The sequence below is a fragment of the Nisaea sp. genome (assembly GCF_017640745.1).
Taxonomy (GTDB): domain Bacteria; phylum Pseudomonadota; class Alphaproteobacteria; order Thalassobaculales; family Thalassobaculaceae; genus Nisaea.
Window position 1 is genome coordinate 309,171 of the sequence record NZ_JAEPQA010000001.1, and the last position, 22,329, is coordinate 331,499.

The 22,329-nt window shown below is 62.3% G+C and carries 15 protein-coding genes; 9 read left to right on the forward strand and 6 right to left on the reverse strand.

The window, feature by feature from the left end; all coding sequences use genetic code 11:
• The first annotated feature begins 235 nt into the window (after positions 1-235).
• On the forward strand, positions 236-2,089 hold the full coding sequence (locus JJ959_RS01550) for an ATP-binding protein (protein WP_292879500.1): 1,854 nt from the start codon (positions 236-238) through the stop codon (positions 2,087-2,089).
• Between the two features lie 18 nt (positions 2,090-2,107).
• Here the strand turns inward: JJ959_RS01550 and JJ959_RS01555 are convergent, their stop codons facing one another.
• Positions 2,108-3,283 carry a DUF2336 domain-containing protein gene (locus JJ959_RS01555; protein ID WP_292879501.1) on the reverse strand — a complete coding sequence of 392 codons (1,176 nt, stop codon included), beginning with the start codon at positions 3,281-3,283 and terminating at the stop codon, positions 2,108-2,110.
• Between the two features lie 187 nt (positions 3,284-3,470).
• Positions 3,471-4,460, reverse strand: a complete 990-nt coding sequence (locus JJ959_RS01560) for an MBL fold metallo-hydrolase (RefSeq protein WP_292879502.1) — start codon at positions 4,458-4,460, stop codon at positions 3,471-3,473.
• A gap of 218 nt (positions 4,461-4,678) precedes the next feature.
• Between JJ959_RS01560 and pcaD the strand changes: the two genes are divergently transcribed.
• Positions 4,679-5,473: a 3-oxoadipate enol-lactonase gene (pcaD, locus tag JJ959_RS01565; protein ID WP_292879503.1), complete on the forward strand. Its 795-nt coding sequence runs from the start codon at positions 4,679-4,681 to the stop codon at positions 5,471-5,473.
• A gap of 3 nt (positions 5,474-5,476) precedes the next feature.
• On the opposite strand, the gene JJ959_RS01570 is transcribed toward pcaD, so the two are convergent.
• Complete coding sequence (locus JJ959_RS01570; RefSeq protein ID WP_292879504.1) at positions 5,477-6,493, reverse strand: VCBS repeat-containing protein; 1,017 nt, start codon at positions 6,491-6,493, stop codon at positions 5,477-5,479.
• A 143-nt stretch (positions 6,494-6,636) separates the two neighbouring features.
• On the opposite strand from JJ959_RS01570, the gene JJ959_RS01575 reads away from it, so the two are divergent.
• Positions 6,637-7,323 carry a fumarylacetoacetate hydrolase family protein gene (locus JJ959_RS01575; RefSeq protein ID WP_292879505.1) on the forward strand — a complete coding sequence of 229 codons (687 nt, stop codon included), beginning with the start codon at positions 6,637-6,639 and terminating at the stop codon, positions 7,321-7,323.
• Positions 7,324-7,394: 71 nt separating this feature from the next.
• On the opposite strand, the gene JJ959_RS01580 is transcribed toward JJ959_RS01575, so the two are convergent.
• The 3 genes from JJ959_RS01580 to JJ959_RS01590 all read right to left on the reverse strand — a co-directional run bounded on the left by JJ959_RS01580 (position 7,395) and on the right by JJ959_RS01590 (position 10,517).
• The gene (locus tag JJ959_RS01580) at positions 7,395-8,912 is read right to left on the reverse strand and encodes a tripartite tricarboxylate transporter permease (protein WP_292879506.1); all 1,518 of its coding nucleotides are present in this window, start codon (positions 8,910-8,912) and stop codon (positions 7,395-7,397) included.
• 23 nt (positions 8,913-8,935) lie between these two features.
• Positions 8,936-9,433, reverse strand: a complete 498-nt coding sequence (locus JJ959_RS01585; RefSeq protein ID WP_366816895.1) for a tripartite tricarboxylate transporter TctB family protein — start codon at positions 9,431-9,433, stop codon at positions 8,936-8,938.
• A gap of 112 nt (positions 9,434-9,545) precedes the next feature.
• Positions 9,546-10,517 carry a tripartite tricarboxylate transporter substrate-binding protein gene (locus JJ959_RS01590; protein WP_292879508.1) on the reverse strand — a complete coding sequence of 324 codons (972 nt, stop codon included), beginning with the start codon at positions 10,515-10,517 and terminating at the stop codon, positions 9,546-9,548.
• Between the two features lie 576 nt (positions 10,518-11,093).
• On the opposite strand from JJ959_RS01590, the gene JJ959_RS01595 reads away from it, so the two are divergent.
• From JJ959_RS01595 to JJ959_RS01620, 6 genes are all read left to right on the forward strand, one after another.
• A complete protein-coding gene (locus JJ959_RS01595; RefSeq protein WP_292879509.1) occupies positions 11,094-12,791 on the forward strand; it encodes an NAD(P)H-dependent oxidoreductase subunit E in 1,698 nt (565 codons plus the stop codon).
• Positions 12,788-15,568: a formate dehydrogenase subunit alpha gene (gene fdhF / locus JJ959_RS01600; RefSeq protein ID WP_292879510.1), complete on the forward strand. Its 2,781-nt coding sequence runs from the start codon at positions 12,788-12,790 to the stop codon at positions 15,566-15,568. The genes JJ959_RS01595 and fdhF overlap by 4 nt, the downstream gene beginning before the upstream one ends.
• 24 nt (positions 15,569-15,592) lie before the next feature.
• Complete coding sequence (locus JJ959_RS01605) at positions 15,593-16,414, forward strand: universal stress protein (protein ID WP_292879511.1); 822 nt, start codon at positions 15,593-15,595, stop codon at positions 16,412-16,414.
• A gap of 196 nt (positions 16,415-16,610) precedes the next feature.
• Positions 16,611-19,298 (forward strand): pyruvate, phosphate dikinase, encoded by a 2,688-nt coding sequence (ppdK, locus tag JJ959_RS01610; protein WP_292879512.1) that lies wholly within the window; start codon positions 16,611-16,613, stop codon positions 19,296-19,298.
• Between the two features lie 223 nt (positions 19,299-19,521).
• Positions 19,522-20,247 carry a hypothetical protein gene (locus JJ959_RS01615; protein ID WP_292879513.1) on the forward strand — a complete coding sequence of 242 codons (726 nt, stop codon included), beginning with the start codon at positions 19,522-19,524 and terminating at the stop codon, positions 20,245-20,247.
• Between the two features lie 2 nt (positions 20,248-20,249).
• Positions 20,250-22,223: an ATP-binding protein gene (locus tag JJ959_RS01620; RefSeq protein ID WP_292879514.1), complete on the forward strand. Its 1,974-nt coding sequence runs from the start codon at positions 20,250-20,252 to the stop codon at positions 22,221-22,223.
• The last annotated feature ends 106 nt before the right edge of the window (positions 22,224-22,329 follow it).

The following is a 22,329-nucleotide window of genomic DNA, read 5'->3' on the forward strand; positions in this document are numbered from 1 at the left end:
TTCAGAATAGCGCCGGCGATCTTCCCGTTAGCAATCCTGCACGGGGCGACAAATCGCCTCAGATCGGAGCGGAAACCGCAAACGCGCAACAATCATTCGAATAGAATTACGATTTATTAATCGTCCGATAGCATTGTGCCCGCTGGCACGATTACATCAATTCATCTCGCAGAGGCACCTTGCCACAACTCGGGCGCACAATCGATTCACGTGAAAGCACGGACTTTCCGGCGAAATGGCGAATTTGACCGTGGAACAGCACGATGCCGACACTAATGACCCGGAAGCGGCCCGGCTCAGCGCCCTTCAGGGGCTGACGCGCGCCGTCTATTGGGAATGGGACCTCAAGGACCGCTGCTTCCGCGTTCCCGCAGGCCATGACTCGTCGATATGGTTTCCACGCCTTGGCCCGGAAGGCGCGCCCGATGTCTCGCTGATCGCTCCCTTACACCGCGAGCATGTCCGCCAGACGCTTGAAGAAATCTGCAACGGTTCGGCACCCCAGGAATTCGCGTTCCAGGCCCGCGCGAAAGCATCGGCGCCCTACAAGACGCTGATGCTCAGGACGGCGCGAAGAGCACCGAATCAAACTACCGAGACAGGTATCGTGCAGGACATATCAGAGAGCACGGCCCTTTCCGAAAGGGCGCGTCTCGCCGAGACAAAGCTTCTGGACGCGATAGAATTTCTCGAAGACGGGTTCGTGATCTACGACGCGGACGACCGGCTTGTCGTCTGCAACCGGCGCTACAAGCAGATTTATCCGCTCTCGGCTCATGCCATGGTCCCCGGCGCGACATTCACCGATATTCTGAAAGCCGGACTGGCGGCCGGCGAATATGCGGAGGCCGTTGGTCGCGAGGAGGCGTGGCTTTCGGAACGGCTCGAACAACATCGCCTGTCCGAACTCGAAATCGAGCAGAGACTGGCTGACGGTCGCTGGCTCAGGATTGCGGAGCGGAAGACCGCCGACGGGAGTCACATCGGGCTTCGGATCGACATCACGCGCATCAAACAGAACGCGGAAGCACTCGCGGAGCGCGCCGAGTCCATTCGCGCAATTCTGGACACTGTCGTCGATGCCATCGTGACCATCGATACCCATGGAACAATCCTGACATTCAACCCCGCAGCCGAGCAGATGTTCGCTATGAGCCGCGATGCCGCACTCGGAGAGAATCTCGGCACCCTCATGACGGGTCAGAACGCTTTCCCTCATGACGGGTTCATCTCCAGCTATCTCGGCGGGCAAGCAGCGAATGCCATCGGCAAGGTTCGCGAATTCACCGCAAAAAGGTCCGACGGGACCGAATTCCCGGTCGAACTCGCTGTCGGCCAGATGGAGGTCGGAGGAGAGAAACGCTTTGTGGGCATCATCCGGGACATATCCGAACGCAAGCAACTCGACCGGATCAAACGGGAGTTCATCTCGACGGTCAGCCATGAGCTGAAGACTCCCCTCACCTCGATCACCGGTGCGCTCGGACTGCTTCAGGGCGGACTCGCCGGAGACCTGCCGGAACAGGGACGCGAACTGCTCGAAATCGCCTACAGAAACAGCGAACGCCTGGGTGCGCTGGTTTCGGACATTCTCGACGTCGAGAAAATCGAGGCAGGCCGCATGTCCTATGACATGCGCGAATGCGATATCTCTACTCTGATCGGCGACTGCGTCTCGTCGCTCAAGACATACGCATCGACATACGGCGTCACCGTAGAGACGACCGGGCTTCCGGAAAATCCGATATTCACCGGCGATCCGGACCGGCTTACCCAGGTCATTTCCAATCTGCTCTCGAACGCAATCAAGTTCTCGCGTCAGGGACAGCAGGTCGAAGTAAGAGCCGACAGGAATGACGGTTGGTTCGTACTCAGGGTGCGCGATTTCGGAGAGGGCATTCCTCTCGACCTGCAGGACAAGATCTTCACACGCTTCTTCCGCGTCGACAGCTCCGACGACCGTCACAGCGGCGGCACAGGCCTCGGCCTCAGCATATGCAAACCGATCGTCCAGGCTCATGGCGGCACGATCTCGGTAACGAGCGCACCGGGACAAGGATCGACATTCGAGGTTCGGCTTCCGGCCTGACGGCGACGGCGCCGATCGTCAGTGAAGATGCTCCCGCGCTTCCGCGGTCTTCGAGGTCAGCGCGGACAGGCGCTTCATCAGATACTCGACATCGTCGTCCGAAAGACCGAAATCGTCCGTTTCGAACGCCGTCAGAAGACGTTCGAGAACCCTGAGACTGAACCGCTCGCGGTCGTTCTCCAGACCGTCATATTCGGTGTCGCGCATGACATCGAGGGCCTTGCGCAGGACCGGGTAGCTCCGCTTCGGCAGGCCCGTGCGGTCGAACAGCGCCTTCAGGCCGAGCGCGCCCGAGTCATCGAACAGTTTCTGGGCGTTGATCAGCGGTACGGACGCGAGCTCCGCCATCGCGGCCTGGGCAAAATCCATATCGCCGAGGCAGGCGGCACGGAGAACGATGGATTCCGTCAGCCGGCCGTTGCGGTGCAGTTCGGCGACCAGGTCTTCGACCTTCTGCGACGGCGCCCCGTTGGAGACCAGGCTCAGCGTCGCGTTTTCGCGCGCTTCGAGCAACAGGTCGGTCGCGGTGTTGGCCGGCAGGTCGTGATGCTTCACAAGATGTTCGCGTAGCCTGTCCGAGACGATGGACACCAGACGCTCAGAGATCCCGACCGGCAGTTTCTGACGGTGAACCAGCCCGTCCTGAATATTCTCATCTTCGCCGAAACGTTCGATCGCTTTCTCGAATCCGCTCTCCGAAATGGCGGCTCCCTCGTTCCGGACCAGGGTCTCGACAACCGTCTGGTTGCCCTTGTCGATCAGTGTTTCGGCCAGGGCCTCGGAGACATTGCCCCGCCGCGCAATCGCCGTCTGCTTCATCTCGTCCGCGGCGGAGGCGATCTCGATCAGGTCTTCTTCGCGCAGGACCTCGGAAAATTCCAGCACAGGCATGGCAACGGACTCGACATCCTTTGCCAGCAGAATGGCCACATCGTGCGGCAGATCCTTCGCCGATCGCGCCTCGCGGGCGAGCGCTTCGCGCACCCTGCGTTCCGCATCGCGCGCCATCACCCTGAGGATTTCCTGGGCCATGGGCAGTTCGGTTGCGGAGAAACTGGCGGCCGAAAGCTGGCCGGCAACTTTCGCGGCCGTCACCGCGCGATTTTCCGCCGACGGATCCTTCAGCAGAGCCTGCACGTCCGCGACAGAAAGGGCCCCGCCGGAGCCGCTGCCACCTTTATCACCAGAACCCACCATGCGCTTCCCCACTTCTCGCCGGAAACCAAGCGAAACAGTGTCCCGCAGCAAGGGTTAACGTTCTCTTATCAACCCGTTTTTCGCTGCGGATACATTGCAGAGTGTAACAGGTTTCACCGCGCGTCGCGCAAGTTCTGAGATGGTGCGGCGAGCAGGCCGCACCATCCCCGGTTTTTCGTCGCTCTCAGAGATTGAGCTGATAGCTTGCCGGGACCCAGCGATAGCCGCTTCCCTGCGCTTCCACGAACCCGACCGCCGGGAACGGCATGTGGTAGCCCGTCGCCGGGATCCGGTCCGCGGCCACCATATCGAGCACGCGTTTGCGGCTCGCCGCGGCGGCCTCCTTGTCCATGTCGAAACGCACATGCCAGTCGGGCCGCTGCAGCGACGCGACGTAATGGTTGGTCGTATCCGCCCAAGCGAGCAAACGGCGCCCTTCGCTTTCGAAGTGATAGGCCATATGTCCGGGTGTATGCCCCGCGGCGCCGACCGCCTGAATACCCGTGACCACATCGTCACCCGGTTTCACGAAGGTGGTCTTCTCGGCAAACGGAACGACGTTGCTCTGCACCAGCTTGCCGACGCGGGCGAGGTTTCCTTCAGCCATCGCCGGAGGTGACCAGAAATCGTATTCCGCGGCACCGGTAACGTAGCGCGCGTTCGGGAAGAGCGGCTGTCCGCCTTCCATCAGACCGCCGATATGGTCGGGATGGAAATGGGTCAGCACCACCACGTCGATCTGCTCGGCGGTGAAGCCGGCCTTGGCAAGCGTGGCCGAGAGCTGGCCCGCGTTCGGCCTGCGCCCGTCCCCGTTCCCGCTATCGAACATGATCACTTCGGAACCGGTATTGACGATCACCGGTGTGAAGGAGATTTCCATCCGGGTCTCGGGCAGGAAATTCTCCTTTGCAAGCGCAGCGACATCGTCCTGCATGACGTTCTCGCCGAAAATCGGATGCGGGCCATCGAGCTGAATGGCGCCGTCCCAGATTGTCGTCACCTCGAACGCGCCGAGCTTGAACCGGTAATGCGTCGGGTGCGCCGCCCCCTGCATCGGAGCCGCGGCCTCGGCAACGGACCGCAGCGTCGACAGGACCGCCGGCGCAGCGAGGGCTCCGGCGGCGGCCCCAAGGACCAGTTCGCGCCGGTTCAGTCCATCTTTCTTCAATGTCATTCTCGGTCCTCCCTAGACCAGAAACGAAAGCACGGACGAGATGTAGGCTGACAAGCGCCGACGAAAAGTTCCCGGATCTGCCTATCGGTACTTATCGACCATCCCTTATTGGCGCCTGGCCCTTGTCCAGTACCCGGCATGGCGTATAAAGAAGCTGGATTTCCGCGGGTTAGCGGCCGGCGGAGGGATAAATCAAGCGCATGCGGAGCCCGCTTCAGATGGCATTTTTCAAACACGGATCACGAACAATTCACTATTCGGACCGCCGTTTGGGCGACGGCCCGACACTCGTGCTTGCCAATTCGCTCGGAACCGACTTCAGGATCTGGGATCCGCTGCTGCCACTGCTGGACGGGATCGGGCGGATCGTGCGCTATGACAAGCGCGGGCACGGCCTCAGCGATGTCGCGCCGGCGCCCTATTCGATCCGCGATCTGAGCACCGATCTGAAGGCCGTGACCGAACATGCAGGCCTCGACCGCTTCCTGCTCGGCGGCGTCTCCATCGGCGGGATGATCGCGCAGGACTATGCGGCGCAGTTTCCGGAGCAGGTCGACGGTCTCGTCTGCATGGATACCGCCCCGAAGATCGGCGACGCGAAACTCTGGCAGGACCGCATCGAGGCGATCGCCAGGATCGGCCTCGAAGGCATCGCCGACGGTGTGATGGAGCGCTGGTTCACCGCCTCCTTCCGCAGCAAATACCCGGAACGCACCGCCGGCTGGCGCAATCTGCTGACCCGCACGCCGCAGGAAGGCTATGTCGGCTGCTGCGCCGCGATCCGAGACGCGGACCTGACCGAGGCGACACGCGCGCTCGCCGTTTCGACGCTCGTGATCTGCGGCGCCGAGGACGGCGCGACGCCGCCCGCCCTTGTCCGCGCGATGGCGGAGAGCATGCCCGACGCGCGCTACGTAGAGATCGCGGAAGCGGGCCACATTCCGAGCCTGGAGCAGCCGCAAGCCCTCGCCGACGCAATGAACGCGTTCTTCAGCGAAAAAGGGCTCGTCTGAGCGTCAGCGCGTCCAGTCCAGCCGGAACAGGCGCCCCTCACCGTCCAGATAGACCGCACCGGCAGATCCCGCAGGCAGCACCGCCGACACAGGTGCGCTCGGGATCGCTGTGCGGGCAATCTCCCGAGCGCCTTCCTGGTCAAGTCCGATCGCGACGAAATGGCGGTAGCCCCGGTCCGGCAGCAGCAGGTCGAGGTGACCGTCCCCATCCACATCGGCGATCTCCGAAAGGTCCTGAACCGTGGAACCGCCATGATGATTGGCGAAACCGCCGACCCGTTCCTGCTCCCTCAGGCGTCCGCCGCGCCATTCCAGAAAGACCAGTTCTCCGCGAATATGCGGGCGATCCACATATGCGATCTCGGTAAATCCATCGCCGTCGAAATCGGCAATGCCGGCAATATTGAGCCAGCGGAACGCTGATCCGATATGGCTCGACGTCGCCAGCCGAACCAGCGCCGGGTCGCCGTCGGCGTCGCGGGCCATGCCGAACACGGCGATGGCCGCCCCCTCCTCCGCCGAGGCGACGATGGTCACGATTTCCGGCCGGCCATGCGGTTCGATATCTAGGTCGACGATCCTCGGCTCGAGATCCTCGAACACCTCGTCACCGCTCATCCGGTAGACAGCGGGCTTGCCGTCATCCTCACGACCCACAAGCGCAAGGGCTTCGACCGGATCGCCAAGCGCGCCGTGACGGTACTGTTCGGTTTCTTCGGCATACCAGGCCAGAATACGACCCGTCGCATCGCTGCCGATCCGGCCGTCGCGGACCACCGGCGGCGAAAGCGCGACATCCGCCGGCGGCCACGCCGTTCCGGACGCCGCAACGATCGCGCCACCCTCCCCAAGCCGGTAGATGGAGCCATCGCCGGTCTTCACCAGAACGGCGCCATCCGCCACGGTCAGCGAGGCCCCGGCCTCGGCGAGTGTCACCTCCCTGATCTCAAGCCCCGCAGCGGAAAGCGGAGCCGACAAGATGAGCAACAGTACGGCGCTGCAGGTCAGACATCGATACATCAGGCCCCATCCCAACAGTGATAAAACGGCTTCAATATAAGGCTGGACGCCTCCGCCGGGCTGATCGATTCTGTCGCCGAGCTTCACAGCTGCGCGACCACGGGCAACGCGTCGCGCCGGTCCTCCCAAGGAAGGAGCCTGTCATGAGCTTTGTCTTTACGCCTCCCCCTGCCGTTTCCCTTCTGGTCCGGGGCCGGGACGACCGCTTCCCGGTACACCGCGTCTACTGCGTCGGCCGGAACTATGCCGAGCACGCGATCGAGATGGGGCACGACCCGGACAAGGAGCCGCCCTTCTTCTTCCAGAAAAATCCGGACAATCTCGTGGTGCCGGAACTGAACTTTCCCTATCCGCCGAAATCGAAGGACGTGCATCACGAGATCGAGATGGTCGTGGCCCTGCACAGGGGCGGCAGCGACATTCCGGTCACCGAGGCGATGGAGTGCGTCTTTGGCTACGCCGTCTCGCTCGACATGACGCGGCGCGATCTTCAGGGTGAGATGAAGAAGCTCGGCCGCCCCTGGGAGATCGGCAAGGCCTTCGAGAAATCGGCCCCCTGCGGAGAGATCGTTCCGGCAAGCGATATCGGACATCCCGAGAACGGTGCGATCTGGCTCAAGGTCAATGGGGAGATGCGCCAGGAAGGCGATCTCAATCAGATGATCTGGAAGGTGCCTGAGATGATTTCCTATCTCTCCGGACTGTTCGAGCTCGCCCCCGGCGACATCATCATGTCCGGAACGCCCGCCGGCGTCGGCCCGGTGCAGCGCGGCGACGTGCTGCACGGCCATATCGACGGCATTGGCGAATTGGTGGTCAACGTGGTCTGACCTTTTCGGGCTACCACAGAAAAGGGCGGCTCCGGTGAGCCGCCCTTTTGATTTGCAGGAAACGTCTCTGCCTAGGACTGCGCTTCCCTGGCCTTCTTCCGCTTCTTCCGGATCAGCTGCACCAGCGGCAGGAAGAGCAGAACGATCGCGATGATGGTGATCGGTCCGGCGATCGGGCGGGTGAAGAACACCGTGGCATCGCCGCCCGAGATGATCAGGCTCTGCCGCAGGGCCGGCTCGGCGATCGGGCCGAGCACGATCGCCAGCACCGCCGGCGCAAGCGGATAGTCGAGCTTGCGCAGGAGATAGGCGCCGAAGCCAAAGATCACCATCAGCCAGACATCGTGCATATCCTCCGTCGGCGCATAGCCACCCACGAGGCACAGCACGAAAATGACCGGTGCGAGGATTGTGAACGGCATCTTCAGCACCCACAGGAACACCGGGATGAAGAGGATGTTGATCACCACCGCGAAGAAGTTCGCGGCATAGAGGCTGGCCGTCAGACCCCAGACGAAGTCCGACTGCTCCACGAACATCAGCGGCCCCGGGACCATACCCCAGATCACCATGCCGCCAAGCAGGATGGCGGTCGTCGGAGAGCCCGGAATGCCGAGGGTCAGCATCGGCAGCATCGCACCCGTGGAAGCGGAGTTGTTCGCCGCTTCCGGAGCGATGACGCCGCCGACCTCACCCTTGCCGTAACCTTCCGGGTTCTTTGAGGTCATCTTGGAGATGCCATAGGCCATCAGCGAGCCCGGGGTCGCCCCCGCCGCCGGCAGGATTCCAACGAAGAAGCCGAGCAGAGAGCCGATCCAGGCCGGTTTCCACTCTTTCAAGACATCCTTCATGTGGGTGAAGGTACGCTCGACGGAGATCTGCACCTTTGACATGGAGGGATTTCCGCGCGTGGAGTCGATCGTCCAGAGCATCTCGCCGATGCCATAGACGCCGATCGCCAGCACCAGGAAGTTGATGCCGTGCAGGAAGCCTGTGATGTCGAAGAAGACAAGCCGCGGCGTGCCGCTGATGATGTCCATGCCAACGGCGCTGAACACCAGCCCGATGCAGATCGAGAAGATCGTTTTCGGGATATCGTCGCCGCCAAGCCCCACGAACGTCGCGAAGGCGAGCAGCATAAGAGCAAAGATCTCCTGGTCACCGAAATCGAGCGCGACACTGGCGAGCGCCGGCGCGAAACCTGTAAACAGGATGATCGAGACCGTTCCGCCGAAGAAAGAGGCGATTGCGGCGGCGATCAGCGCCTTGTCCGCAAGCCCCTTCAATGCAAGCGGGCGCCCGTCAAAGGTCGTCGCGACCGCCGTCGAGGCTCCCGGTATTCCGAGCATGATCGAACTGATCGCGCCGCCGTACATGGCCCCGTAATAGATCGCCGCGAGGAAGATGATCGCCGAGGTCGGCGGCACCAGAAAGGTCAGCGGCAGCAGGATCGCCACCCCGTTGACCGAACCGAGGCCCGGCATCGCGCCGATGAACAGTCCGACGGTGACGCCCACAATGACCAGCCCGAGATTGAGCGGTTCGAAGGCGATCAGGAAGCCGTCGAGAAGATGCTGGATGATTTCCATAGGTCAGTCCCCCCGTCCGGCGCTTAGAGGAAGATGTCGTAAAGCGGATAGAACAGCGGCTCCAGGTATCCCTTGGGCAGCACAATCCGCATCGCGACATCGAAGAAAAAGAAGATGATGACAGGGGCAACGGCCGCGACCGTGGCGGTCAGCCTCCAGGTGTGCCGGCCAAGCACCCGCAGATAGAAAAGCAGGAAGATCGGGACCGATCCGTAGACGCCAACGACATGCACGAGGGCGACAAGGCCCACGACGCTGCCGCCGACGAGCACGAACATCCGGATCGCGTGCGCATCCATGAACTGCTCTACGGAGCGCGACTGGGGCGTGGATCGCCGGACCCAGTTTACGATTGTCCAGATATTGCAGATCAGCATGATCCCGGCGAGCCAGAACGGCCAGGCGCCGCCTCCGGGACCTTCGTACTTCACCCAGCCGATGTTCAGCTCGGTGCTCTTCCACATCAGGTAGATGGAAAACACTGCCAATATGACAGCCGTGACCAATTCCGCGCGACGCATCTGCGGCGACCTTCCCGTTCAGTCGTGAAAAGAAAACATTGCGGGATAGCGAGATCCCGAGAACCGTAGCCCCGGAACGGCAAGCGTCCCGGGGCTGTCGGCATTGGCAATGTTACGAGGCGCCCATCTTGGCAAGCATCGCGCGATGCGTCTCGTTGTTGACTTTCCAGTAATCGCGCAGCGCGTCACCGGTCAGGAAATCACCGTAGAGGCTCTTGCTCGTCCGGTAGTCCTGCCATTCCTTGCTGTCATACACCTTCTTGAAGAGAGCGGTGTAGTAGTCCTGCGCTTCCTGGGACATGCCCGGCGCACCGACGACGCTGCGCTGCATGTAATAGGCGAAGTCGACGCCCTTTTCCTTCATCGTAGGCGCGTCCGGGAAGGCCGAGAGACGGTCGTTGGTAAAGGCAACCAGCGGCACGGCGGTCCCGGCCTTGAAGAAGCCCTCGATCTCGGACGGGTTGTTCACCGACGAACTGATGTGATTGCCGGCCAGCTGTTTGGCGACGGTGCCGCCGCCCTTGTAGGGCACATACTTCATCTTCAGGCCGAAATTGGCGTTGAGGAAGTCGGTGATCAGCTGGTCTTCCTGCAACTTGCCGGTACCGCCCATGACCCACTTGTCGCCTTCCTTCTTCACGTGATCGACCCACTGGTCGAACGTCGTGAGTCCGGAATCTTTATTGACCCAGAGCAGGAAGGTGTCTTCCGCCATCCGCGCGATCGGCGCGAACTTGAGGGAGTCCACGCCGAGCCCCGGCTGACGCATCGGAGTGGTGTAGAAGCTGTTCAGGGTCACCATGATGGTGTGATCCTGATCCTTTGCGTTCTGGACATGGACCAGGGCTTCCGCACCCGAGCCGCCCGGCTTGTTGATCGGGATCAACGGCTTGGATGCCATGTTATGCTTTTCGACGATGGTCTGCATCAGGCGCGCCATCTTGTCGGCGCCACCGCCCTTGCCGGCCATAATAACAAAATCGACCGGCTTTACGGGTTCAAACGCCTGAGCCGGTGCGACCGCACCGAAACCGACGCCAGCAAGAACCGCCAGACCTAAAAGACTCCGTCTTGAGAAATTCATGAAACACCTCCCAGTGTGGTTTCACGGGTACTATGTTTTGTTATTGTTACCCGTCGCCAGATAGTAGTCCCACTTTTGTTCGCGGTGACCAACAACTTTTCATGGCATAGAAATGGTATACCAACGCTTCGTATCTTGTATACCAGTTTCTCTGAAAAGCCCGGCTACTCCCCTCCCCACTCTTTATACCATCTGGTTCCGGCTGGATTTTTTCCTCTTTCGGCCGCCGTTTTCCGGCTCTCGACAGGCCGTCTTCGCGCGACTATGGTATACAAGATGCCAAGGTAAATGGCGCCGATGGACCGGGATCGGAGATAGACATAAATGAAAAATGGTTTTTCGATTTTTTGGCGAACATGCCGATCATAGCCACGTCGTTTCGGTGCCGGGGTGAGCAGTCCGCGACTGATGGCAGTCGCCCTTAATCCGACGCTCAGAAGCGAAATGATGGCGTGAATGGACGAAGCCTGTTCAAACCCCGCAGTTAGCGTTTCAACCGAACGCTATTGGGAGAGTGCCCTAGGTGCCGCAAGAGCGTCAGGGATGCTGAGGAAGCAACAAGAAGGCCCGACAGGAATGAATGAGATCAAGACCGGTCAGAAGATCCACCCCGGATCGGGGCGCCGAAAGGCACCGACCTTCAACAAAGGCCGTGTGCTGGACGGAACGGATCTGGAAAAGGTCCGGGCATTGCTCGGCGATCGCCCCCGACGCCGCGACCTGCTGATCGAACATCTGCATCTGATCCAGGACAGCGAGGGCTGCCTTCCGGCAGGCATGCTGCACGCCCTCGCCACCGAGATGCGGATCCCGATGGCGGAGATCTACGAAGTCGCGTCCTTCTATGCCCATTTCGACATCGTAAAGGATGGCGAAGCGCGCCCCGCTCCGGTCACGATCCGCGTCTGCGAGTCCCTGAGTTGCGCCCTTGCCGGCGCGGAACGCCTGATCTCGGAGCTGGAAAGCAATGCGGGTTCCGATATCCGCGTGTTGCGCGCGCCCTGCATGGGCCGCTGCGACCTCGCTCCCGCGGCGGAAGTCGGGCACCGTCATGTGGATCACTGCACCCCGGATAGCGTTCTCGAGGTTGCGAGAAGCGGGGATCTGCATCCTGAAATTCCTGAATATGCAGATTTCTCCGCCTATCGCGCGACCGGCGGCTACAAGGTCCTGGAGGCCTGCACCTCCGGACAGCGCAGCGTCGAGGAGGTGATCGAAACCCTGTCCGACGGGGGTCTGCGCGGGCTCGGCGGCGCCGGTTTCCCGACGGGCCGCAAATGGAGTTTCGTGCGGGCCGAGACCGGTCCCCGCCTGATGGCCGTAAACGGCGACGAGGGCGAGCCCGGCACCTTCAAGGACCGGCTCTATCTCGAAAGCAATCCGCACCAGTTCCTCGAAGGCATGCTGATCGGCGCCTGGGCCGTCGAGGCCGAGGAAGTCTACATCTATCTTCGCGACGAATACCCCGCCGCCCGCGAGATCCTCTTGAAGGAGATCGCGGCGGTAGAAGCCGCCGGGCTCGCTAAACATACGAAGATCCATCTCCGCCGCGGCGCCGGTGCCTATATCTGCGGCGAAGAGTCGGCGATGATCGAGTCCATCGAGGGCAAGCGCGGCCTGCCGCGCCACCGTCCGCCCTTCGTCTCGGTCCGCGGCCTGTTCGACCGTCCGACGCTGGTGAACAATGTCGAGACCCTCTACTGGGTGCCGGAAATCCTGAAGAACGGTGCCGAATGGTTTGCTTCCCAGGGCACGAACGGCTGCAAGGGCTTGCGCAGCTACTCCGTCTCCGGCCGGGTGAAAAACCCGGGCGTGAAACTGGTCGCGGCCGGGACCACGGCACGCGAACTGATCAATGATCATTGCGGCGGCATGGCCGACGGGCACAGCTTCAAGGGCTACCTTCCGGGCGGCCCCTCCGGCGGAATCCTGCCCGCCGACATGGCCGACATTCCGCTCGATTTCGGCCAGCTCGAGAAACACGGCTCCTTCGTCGGCTCGCATGCCGTTGTCATCCTCTCGGACAAGGACGACATGAAGGACGTGGCACTCAATCTGCTGAAATTCTTCGAGGACGAGAGCTGCGGCCAGTGCACGCCCTGCCGCAACGGCACCGAGAAGGCGGTCAAACTGATGAGCCAGCCGAGCTGGGACTCGGACCTTCTGACCGAACTCAGCCAGGTGATGGCCGACGCCTCGATCTGCGGCCTCGGCCAGGCCGCGCCGAACCCGATCAAATCGGTGATGAAATATTTCCCGGGAGACCTGAAATGAGCGAGCGCATCTCTTTCGAGTTGAACGGCGAGACCGTCGAAGCCAATCCGGGCGAAACCATCTGGCAGGTCGCGGACCGTCTCGGGACCGAGATCCCGCATCTCTGCTGGCAGCCGGAAAAGGATTACCGCGCGGACGGTAATTGCCGCGCCTGCATGGTCGAGATCGAGGGCGAGCGTACCCTCGCCGCCTCCTGCATCCGGACGCCGAGTCCCGGCATGAAGGTCCATACCGCCAGCGAGCGGGCGAAGAAGTCCCGCGAGATGGTGTTCGAACTGCTCATCGCCGACCAGCCGGAGCGCGAGACGAGCCACGATCCGGACTCCAAATTCTGGAACTGGGTCGACGCAATGCAGATCGGCGACGCCAGCCGCTTCCCGGCCGGCAGCAGGCCGCTCGCCGACAGCAGCCATTCCGCCATCGCGGTCAATCTGGATGCCTGCATCAACTGCAATCTCTGCGTCCGCGCCTGCCGCGAAGTGCAGGTGAACGACGTCATCGGCATGGCCTATCGCGGCAACGGCTCCAAGATCGTCTTTGATTTCGACGAGGGCATGGGCGAGTCCACCTGCGTTGCCTGCGGCGAATGTGTCCAGGCCTGCCCGACCGGCGCGCTGATGGAAGCGAACCTGCTCGACAAGGCGGGCCATCGCACGGAATACGCAGACCGCGTGGTCGACACGCTCTGCCCCTATTGCGGTGTCGGCTGCCAGACCCGGGTCCATGTGAAGGACGACAAGATCCTCCATATCGACGGGCGCGACGGTCCGGCCAACGTCAACCGGCTCTGCGTCAAGGGCCGCTTCGGTTTCGACTATATCCACCATCCCGACCGGCTGACGGTCCCCCTCATCCGGCGCGACGACGCGCCAAAGGCGGGCGACCAGCAGATCGGCCGCGGAGAGGTTTCGAAATATTTCCGCGAGGCCACGTGGGAGGAAGCTCTCGACCGCGCGGCGGTGGGCCTGAAGAAGGTCTTCGACCGCGACGGCGGCAGCGCGCTTGCCGGATTCGGCTCGGCGAAGTGCTCGAACGAAGAAGCCTATCTCTTCCAGAAACTCATCCGTCAGGGCTTCGGCACGAACAATGTCGACCATTGCACCCGGCTCTGCCACGCCTCCTCCGTCGCGGCCCTCATGGAAGGCCTGAACTCCGGCGCGGTAACGGCACCCTTCACGGCAGCGGAACAGAGCGACTGCATCATCGTCATCGGCGCCCGACCGGCGGAGAACCATCCGGTCGCCGCCACCTTCCTGAAGAACGCGGCGAAGCGCGGCAAGGAACTGATCGTGATGGACCCGCGAGGACAGAATAACGGCCTCTCGCGCCATGCGACCCGCGTGCTGCAGTTCAAGCCAGGCTCTGACGTGGCGCTGCTGAACGGCATGCTGCACACCATCGTCGAGGAAGAGCTCTACGACCGGCAGTATGTCGCCGCGAACACCGAGGGCTTCGAGGCGCTGAAATCCAGCATCAAGGATTTCTCGCCGGAGAAGATGGAGGAGATCTGCGGCATCCCGGCCGAGACGGTTCGCTCCGTCGCGCGGCTCTACGCGACCTCGACCGCCTCGCTGATCTTCTGGGGCATGGGCGTCTCGCAGCACATCCACGGCACCGACAACGCGCGCTGCCTGATCGCTCTGGCGCTCACCACCGGTCAAATCGGCCGTCCGGGCGCCGGCCTGCACCCGCTGCGCGGCCAGAACAACGTCCAGGGCGCCTCCGACGCCGGTCTGATCCCGATGGTCTTCCCCGACTACAAATCGGTCGAGGATGCGGATATCCGCTCCCATTACGAGGAGTTCTGGGGAACCCAGCTCGATCCGAAAAAGGGGCTCACCGTCGTCGAGATCATCGACGCGATCCTCGCCGACGAGATCAAGGCGATGTACATCCTCGGCGAGAACCCGGCGATGTCCGATCCGGATCAGAACCATGCCCGCGCCGCGCTCGCGAAGCTCGAGCATCTCGTCGTGCAGGATATCTTCCTGACCGAGACCGCCTGGCATGCCGATGTTGTGCTGCCCGCTTCGGCTCATGCCGAGAAATGGGGCACTTTCACCAACACCAACCGGCAGGTCCAGATCGCCCGCCCCGTGGTTCCCGCCCCCGGCCAGGCCCGGCAGGACTGGGAACTGGTGCAGGAGCTGGCCCGCCGCATCGGGCTTGACTGGAACTACGGCCATCCTTCGGACGTCTTCGCCGAAATGACCGAAGTCATGCCGTCGCTGAAGAACATCACCTGGCAGCGGCTGGAACGCGAGGAAGCCGTCACCTACCCGTGCGATGCGCCGGACAGGCCGGGCAATGCGATCATCTTCGGCGACCGCTTCCCGACCGCCACCGGGCGGGCCAAGATCGTGCCCGCCCAGGTGACGCCACCGGCCGAACTTCCCGACGCGGACTATCCGATGGTGCTCACCACCGGACGCCTGCTGGAGCACTGGCACACCGGGAGCATGACGCGCCGCTCGGCGACTTTGGATGCCCTGGAACCGGAAGCGATCGCCGCCCTCAACCGCTGGGACATGAAGCGGATGGGCGTTTCGGCGGGCGATTTCGTACGCGTCTCCACCCGGCGCGGAGAAGTCACCCTGAAAGCACGGCAGGATGTCGACGTCCCGGAAGGGATGATCTTCATCCCGTTCTGCTTCGCCGAGGCGGCCGCCAACCTTCTTACCAACCCGCAGCTTGATCCGATGGGCAAGATCCCGGAGTTCAAGTTCTGCGCTGCCAAGATCGAACCATTAACGGAAAAAGTCGAAGCCGCCGAATGAACCAGGCGGCAGGGGGAGGAAGAAATGGCAATCAAGGATCTGGCCGTAGCGTTCAACGGCGGTGAAAGCTCGCGCGCGGCTCTTCGTCTGGCCGTGCGGATGGCGGACAAGTACGGCGCGACCATCACCGGCCTGCATGTCAGCCCGCCGATGAAGCTGGACAGCCTGACCCGTCAGTGGATCCCGGAAAGCACACTCGAATCCCTCAAGCAGGCGGAAGCCGACAATGTCGCCGGGATCGAGGCCAAGTTTCGCGAGGACCTGAAGGCGCTCGGCCACAAGAACAACGGCGACTGGTCCGCCGAAAAAGGCGAGCCGACACGGGTTCTCGCCAAGGCCGCCCGCTATTTCGACATTCTTCTGACCGGGCAGGTCAATGGCAGCAGCGGAACCGCAGACATGTTCCGGCCGGAAGACGTGGTGCTGCTCTCGGGCAAACCGGTAATCATCGTGCCGACGGCCTACAAGGACCGCGCCTTCAACGAGTTCGCGGTCGTCGCCTGGGACGGCAGCCGTCCGGCGGCCCGCGCCCTGACCGACGCAATGCAGATACTCGAAACCAAGAAGCGCCTGGACCTCGTAACCGTGGTACCGGACGACACACCGCCGGATTGCGGCCACGATATCCTGCGCCACCTGCGCCGCCATGGCATCGATGCGCGTCAGGTCGTACTTCGCGAGGAAGGCGGGATCGGCAAGACGATCCTCTCCCACTGCGCCAAGACCGATCCCGATATCATGGTCATGGGTGCCTACAGCCGCACCCGGATCCGGGAGGACATTTTCGGCGGCACGACGCGCGACGTGCTCGAAAACATGACCGTCCCGGTACTCATGGCGCACTGAGCCTGCGGCCAAGCGTCACGAAAGAGTCAAATTGGGCTCCAATCCGCGACTCTTTGCTTTCAACGGCGCCTTTCTTTGAGTAAACAGCTTGCGTCCCGTTGCACCTTCGCAGGTGCAACATTCAGACGGTGCCGTGCGTCCCGGACGCGAGTGCCCTGGACGCAAGGCACCGGAACCATGACTTGGAGAGAGCGACTTGGCCAAGTGGGTGTATAATTTCGGAGCTGGAAAGGCCGACGGTTCGGCCAAACTGCGCGAGCTGCTCGGCGGCAAGGGCGCCAACCTGGCCGAAATGGCCAGCCTCGGCCTGCCGGTTCCGCCGGGTTTCACGATCTCGACCGAGGTCTGCACGCACTATTATGCCAATGGCCGCACCTATCCGGGCGATCTGGAAGCCCAGGTCGAGGCCAGCCTGAAGGCGGTCGAGACCCAGCTCGGCCGCGGCTTCGGCTCCACCGACAAGCCGCTCCTCGTCTCCGTCCGTTCGGGCGCCCGCGCCTCGATGCCGGGCATGATGGACACGGTTCTCAATCTCGGCCTCAACGACGACACCGCCGCGGCGCTGGCGCGCGAAACCAGTGACGAGCGTTTCGCCTATGACAGCTTCCGCCGTTTCATCCAGATGTACAGCGACGTCGTGCTCGAGGTCGAACACTACAATTTCGAGGAGATCCTCGAGGACTACAAAGACCTCAAGGATTACAGCCTCGACACCGAGATGACGGCCGACGACTGGAAAACCATCGTCAAGGAATACAAGGCCCGGGTGAAAGAGGTTCTCGGCAAGGACTTCCCGTCCGATCCGAAGGAACAGCTCTGGGGCGCCATCAGCGCCGTGTTCGGCTCCTGGATGAACCAGCGTGCCAACACCTACCGGCGCCTGCACGGCATTCCGGAGGAATGGGGTACAGCCGTGACCGTGCAGAGCATGGTGTTCGGCAATATGGGCAACGACTGCTCGACCGGCGTCTGTTTCTCCCGCAACCCGTCGACCGGCGACAATCATTTCTACGGCGAGTTCCTTGTCAACGCGCAGGGCGAGGACGTGGTGGCGGGTATCCGCACGCCGCAGCCCCTCACCCTCAAGGAACGCGAGGAAAGCGGCAGCACCCTGGTCTCCATGGAAGAGGCCCAGCCGGACGTCTTCAAGGAGCTTTGCGACATCCGCGCGAAGCTCGAGGGCCATTACCGCGACATGCAGGACATGGAGTTCACGGTCCAGCAGAACCGGCTCTGGATCCTGCAGACGCGCAACGGCAAGCGGACCGCCAAGGCCGCGCTCAAGATCGCCTGCGACCTCGTGCGCGAGGGCGTGATCGACAAGCGCGAGGCGATCAAACGCATCGACCCGGCGCAGCTCGACCAGCTGCTGCACCCGACGCTCGACCCGTCCGCAAAGCGTGACGTCGTCGGGCGCGGCTTGCCCGCCTCTCCCGGCGCCGCCAGCGGCCAGATCGTCTTCACCGCCGACGAGGCAGAAGAATGGGTCAAGGCCGGCAAGAAGGTCGTCCTGGTCCGCAACGAGACCAGCCCCGAGGATATCGGCGGCATGCATGTCGCCGAGGGAATCCTGACCACGCGCGGCGGCATGACCTCCCACGCGGCGGTCGTCGCCCGCGGCATGGGCACGCCCTGCGTCTCCGGCGCCGGCGAGATCAAGGTCGACGCGAAGAACAAGGTGATGCTGGCCGGCGGCCGTGAATTCGCCGAAGGCGACGTCATCACCCTCGACGGCACCACCGGTGAGGTGATGAGCGGCGAAGTCGCGACCATCAAGCCGGAACTGACCGGCGATTTTGGCGAGCTGATGAGCTGGGTTGACGAGTTCCGCACCCTCGGCGTCCGCGCCAACGCGGAAACCCCGCTCGATGCGCAGACCGCGGTCGATTTCGGCGCCGAAGGGATCGGCCTCTCGCGCACCGAGCACATGTTCTTCGACCCGGAGCGCATCGTGCACATGCGCGAGATGATCCTCGCCCGCGATCCGGAGGCCCGCCGCGCGGCGATCGCCAAGCTGCTGCCGTACCAGCGCGAGGACTTCACCGCCCTCTTCCGCATTATGAACGGCTTGCCGGCGACCATCCGGCTGCTCGACCCGCCGCTGAACGAGTTCCTGCCGCACACCGAAGAGGAAATGCAGGATGTGGCCGACGCGGCCGGTGTCTCGCTCCGCGCGCTGGAACTGCGCAAGGCGGAACTCGATGAAGCCAACCCGATGCTCGGCCATCGCGGCTGCCGCCTCGCGGTGACCTATCCGGAAATCTGCGAGATGCAGGCCCGGGCCATCTTCGAGGCCGTCATCGCGGTCAAGAAGGAAGGGATCACGGCCATTCCGGAAGTGATGATCCCCCTGGTCGGCACCAAGGCGGAGATGGACGATCAGGCGACGATCGTCCATCGCATCGCCGATGCCGTGAAGAAGGAAAGCGGCGAGGAATTCGACTATATGGTCGGCACCATGATCGAGCTGCCGCGCGCCTGCATGGTCGCGGACGAGATCGCCAAGACCGCCGAATTCTTCAGCTTCGGCACGAACGATCTGACACAGACCACCTTCGGCTTCTCGCGTGACGATGCCGGCTCCTTCATCGAGGAATACCTGCAGCGAGGGCTGCTTCCGGCCGATCCCTTCATCACCATCGACCGTGACGGTGTCGGCGCCCTGGTGCGCATGGGAGCGGAAAAAGGCAAGAAGACCCGCCCGGACCTAAAGATGGGGATCTGCGGCGAGCATGGCGGCGATCCGGAATCGGTCCGCTTCTGCCACGAGGTCGGCCTGACCTACGTCTCCTGTTCGCCTTACCGCGTGCCGATCGCCCGTCTGGCCGCGGCCCAGGCCGCAATCGACGAGGCGGACGCGGCCGGAACGCGCAGCGCAGCGTAATCTGCGCAAGACAGACGATTGCGAGACGCCGCCCCCTCCGGGCGGCGTTTTCGTTTCTTTTCTGTGCGATGTTCCGCCGCCCCGACCGTCCCTGACGAGCCCCATTGCACCCGGGAAGGTTTCGGCCTCTCCCGCAAAAATTTCAGTCTCGTTCAGATAATTTAAATAAAATCCAATCAATAACAGGCCGTCACTTACAGCAGCCAGGACCAAGAGGCGGCCCATGACGATTCCACGAATCCCGATGATCCTCATCGCGGCGATCACGGTTGCACTGATCGGCGAATATCTGCTGATCACAAGCCAATTCAACGAGACGATCGTCCGGGCCATCACTAATTCCTCGCAGGCCGCGAATGCGACGACGACCAAGCTGTTCATCAACGAAGTCTATCCGCGCCTCGAAAGCCAGTTCGGCCTGAAGCACGACAAACCGGATGCTCCCGAAGACCTGAACGGCGAAGTCCTCCAGCGCGTCGACGAGACGATCCGCACCTTCATGCTCGGTACGGACATCATGAAGGTGAAGATCTTCAATACCGACGGGCTGACGGTCTATTCCAGCGACCCCGCACAGATCGGCGAGAATTACGGCGATCACCCACCGTTCATCGCGGCAACGCAGGGTAAACCGGGCAGCCAGATCTCGCACCGCGGAACCTTCTCTGCGCTCGACGGCCAGGTCTACGACCGCGACCTCGTCTCGAGCTACATTCCGATCGATGACCCCAACGGCGTGATTGTCGGGGTGGTCGAGATCTACACCGACCGGACCGGCACCCTGGAGCGGAGCATGCAGGACCTCCGGTCGATCAATTTTCTGGTGATGACCGCACTGATCGTCACGTTCGTCCTGATGATCGTCCTGTCTTGGTCCTTCTGGTGGTTCATCTCCAACGCGGCCCCCATAGAAGCCCTCGACCCGACCGCCCGCGACGACCGGACTTAAAAATGAAGCGTCGGATCGCTCCTTCGTTCGTCATTCTCCTTACGCTTGGAAGCGTGTTGTTCTGCGGCACGATCATCTCGATCGTCTTCTGGAACCAAAAAAAGCTTGAGTTCCAGTCCTATGAGCTGGTCGCGGAGGCCTATTCGAACTCGATATCGACATTCCGGGAGTTCTACGGAACGGTCATTCTCGACCGCGTGCGGTCAACGGATATCGACGTGACGCACGATTATCTGGCGAGAGAAAACGCCATCCCGATCCCGGCGACCATGACCCTGGACCTCACCCAGTTCCTCAACAGCCGGAACGCCAACGTGAACCTGCGCGTCACCAGCGAGTTCCCGTTCCCGTGGCGCTCCGAGCGCAAGCTGACGGACTTCGAGAAGGAGGCACTTTCGAGATTCCGGAGCAGCTTCGACAATCGCTATTCCCGGCTTTCGGAAACCGAGGACGGCGAGATCTTCCGTTTCGCAACCCCGATCCGGATGAAGGAGAACTGCGTCGCCTGCCACAACAGTCATCCGTCCTCGCCAAAAACCGACTGGAAGATTGGCGACATCAGGGGACTTCAGGTCGTCTCCATCGACCCGAACCAGGGACATGGTTTGCAAAATCCCGACGGGGCCTATTTCGTCGTCATCGCGACGCTTCTGTTCTTCGGCTTCACGTTCTCGGTGATCTTCTGGCTGCTCTCCAAGAACAACCTCTCCTTCCGCCTGCTCATCCGCGAGAAGGAACAGCACCAGAAAGCCCGCGAGGAAGCCGAGCGGTCGAGCCAGGCCAAGACACGTTTCCTCGGCGTCGTCAGCCACGAGATGCGGACACCGCTGAATGCCGTGAACGGCATGCTACGGGAAATCGAATATGCCACGTCCGACGAGCGCATCCTGAAAATGGCACGGGTCGCCCATGCCTCCTCCGACATGCTGTGCGGGCTGATCGAGGACGTGATCGACGTGACCCGGCTGGAGAACGACAAGTTCACCTTCAATCCTTCCGATTTCAGCATCCAGGCCCTGATCGACGAGGTTGCAAGCCTGCTCGCCGAACGCGCACGGGACCGGGGTAACACTGTCGAGTTCGTCGAGGGCTCCGACGATACCAGGTACGTCCGGAGCGACCGGAACCGGCTGAAACAGGTTCTCGTGAATCTTGTCGGCAATGCGATCAAGTTCACCCAGCAGGGCATGATCGTCATCGGCTTCCGACTGCAGCCGGAAGCGGACGGCGTCCGGCTCTTCATCGACGTCTCGGATACCGGCAAGGGCGTTGCTCCCGAGGAGATCGATGAGATCTTCGACCGGTTCTACCAGTCACGAGTCGGCGACGGTCTCGGCCTCGGGCTGTGGATCAGCAAGGACATCATCAACCGGCTCGGCGGGGACATCACTGTCAGCAGCGAACTCGGCCAGGGAAGCCGGTTTACGGTCAGCATTCCGGTCACTCTCGCCGAGCGGCCGGCACTTCCCTCCGACACCAGGATCTTCGGACAGCCGCTCGACGGCATCACGCTTCTCGTCGCCGAGGACAACAGCACGAACAGATATGTCATCGATCACATCATCGGCCGCCTCGGCGGCGCGGTGGAATTCGCCGAAGACGGCGAGATCGCCGTCAGCAAGGCCCTCAGGAAGCGCTACGACGTGATCCTCATGGACATCAACATGCCGGGTATGGACGGCATGACCGCCTTCGGGAAAATCAGCGAGCAGGCCGGCACCGCTATGCCGCCGGTCATAGCGCTGACCGCGAATGCGCTGGCCGAGAACGTCGCGGAATATCTCGGTATCGGGATGAAGGCCTGCGTCACCAAGCCGATCGACGAGGCGGACCTGATCGCTGCCGTTCTGGCCGCCCTCGGCAGATCAGTGCCGGAGTTCATGCCATCCGGGCAGACCGACAATGGGCCGGCGCAGCTTTCCGAAAAGCAGAAGAATGCACTCGCCGACTTCATGTCGGACTTCGACGACAGCTGAGAGCGCCGGGGCGGCTCCGGGCGCTTGCCGCCCGGGAAGTGCATTTTGAATTGATCATCGCCCGGGCGGGCGACATCCTGATTCCGGTCGTCTTACGACCTTTCAC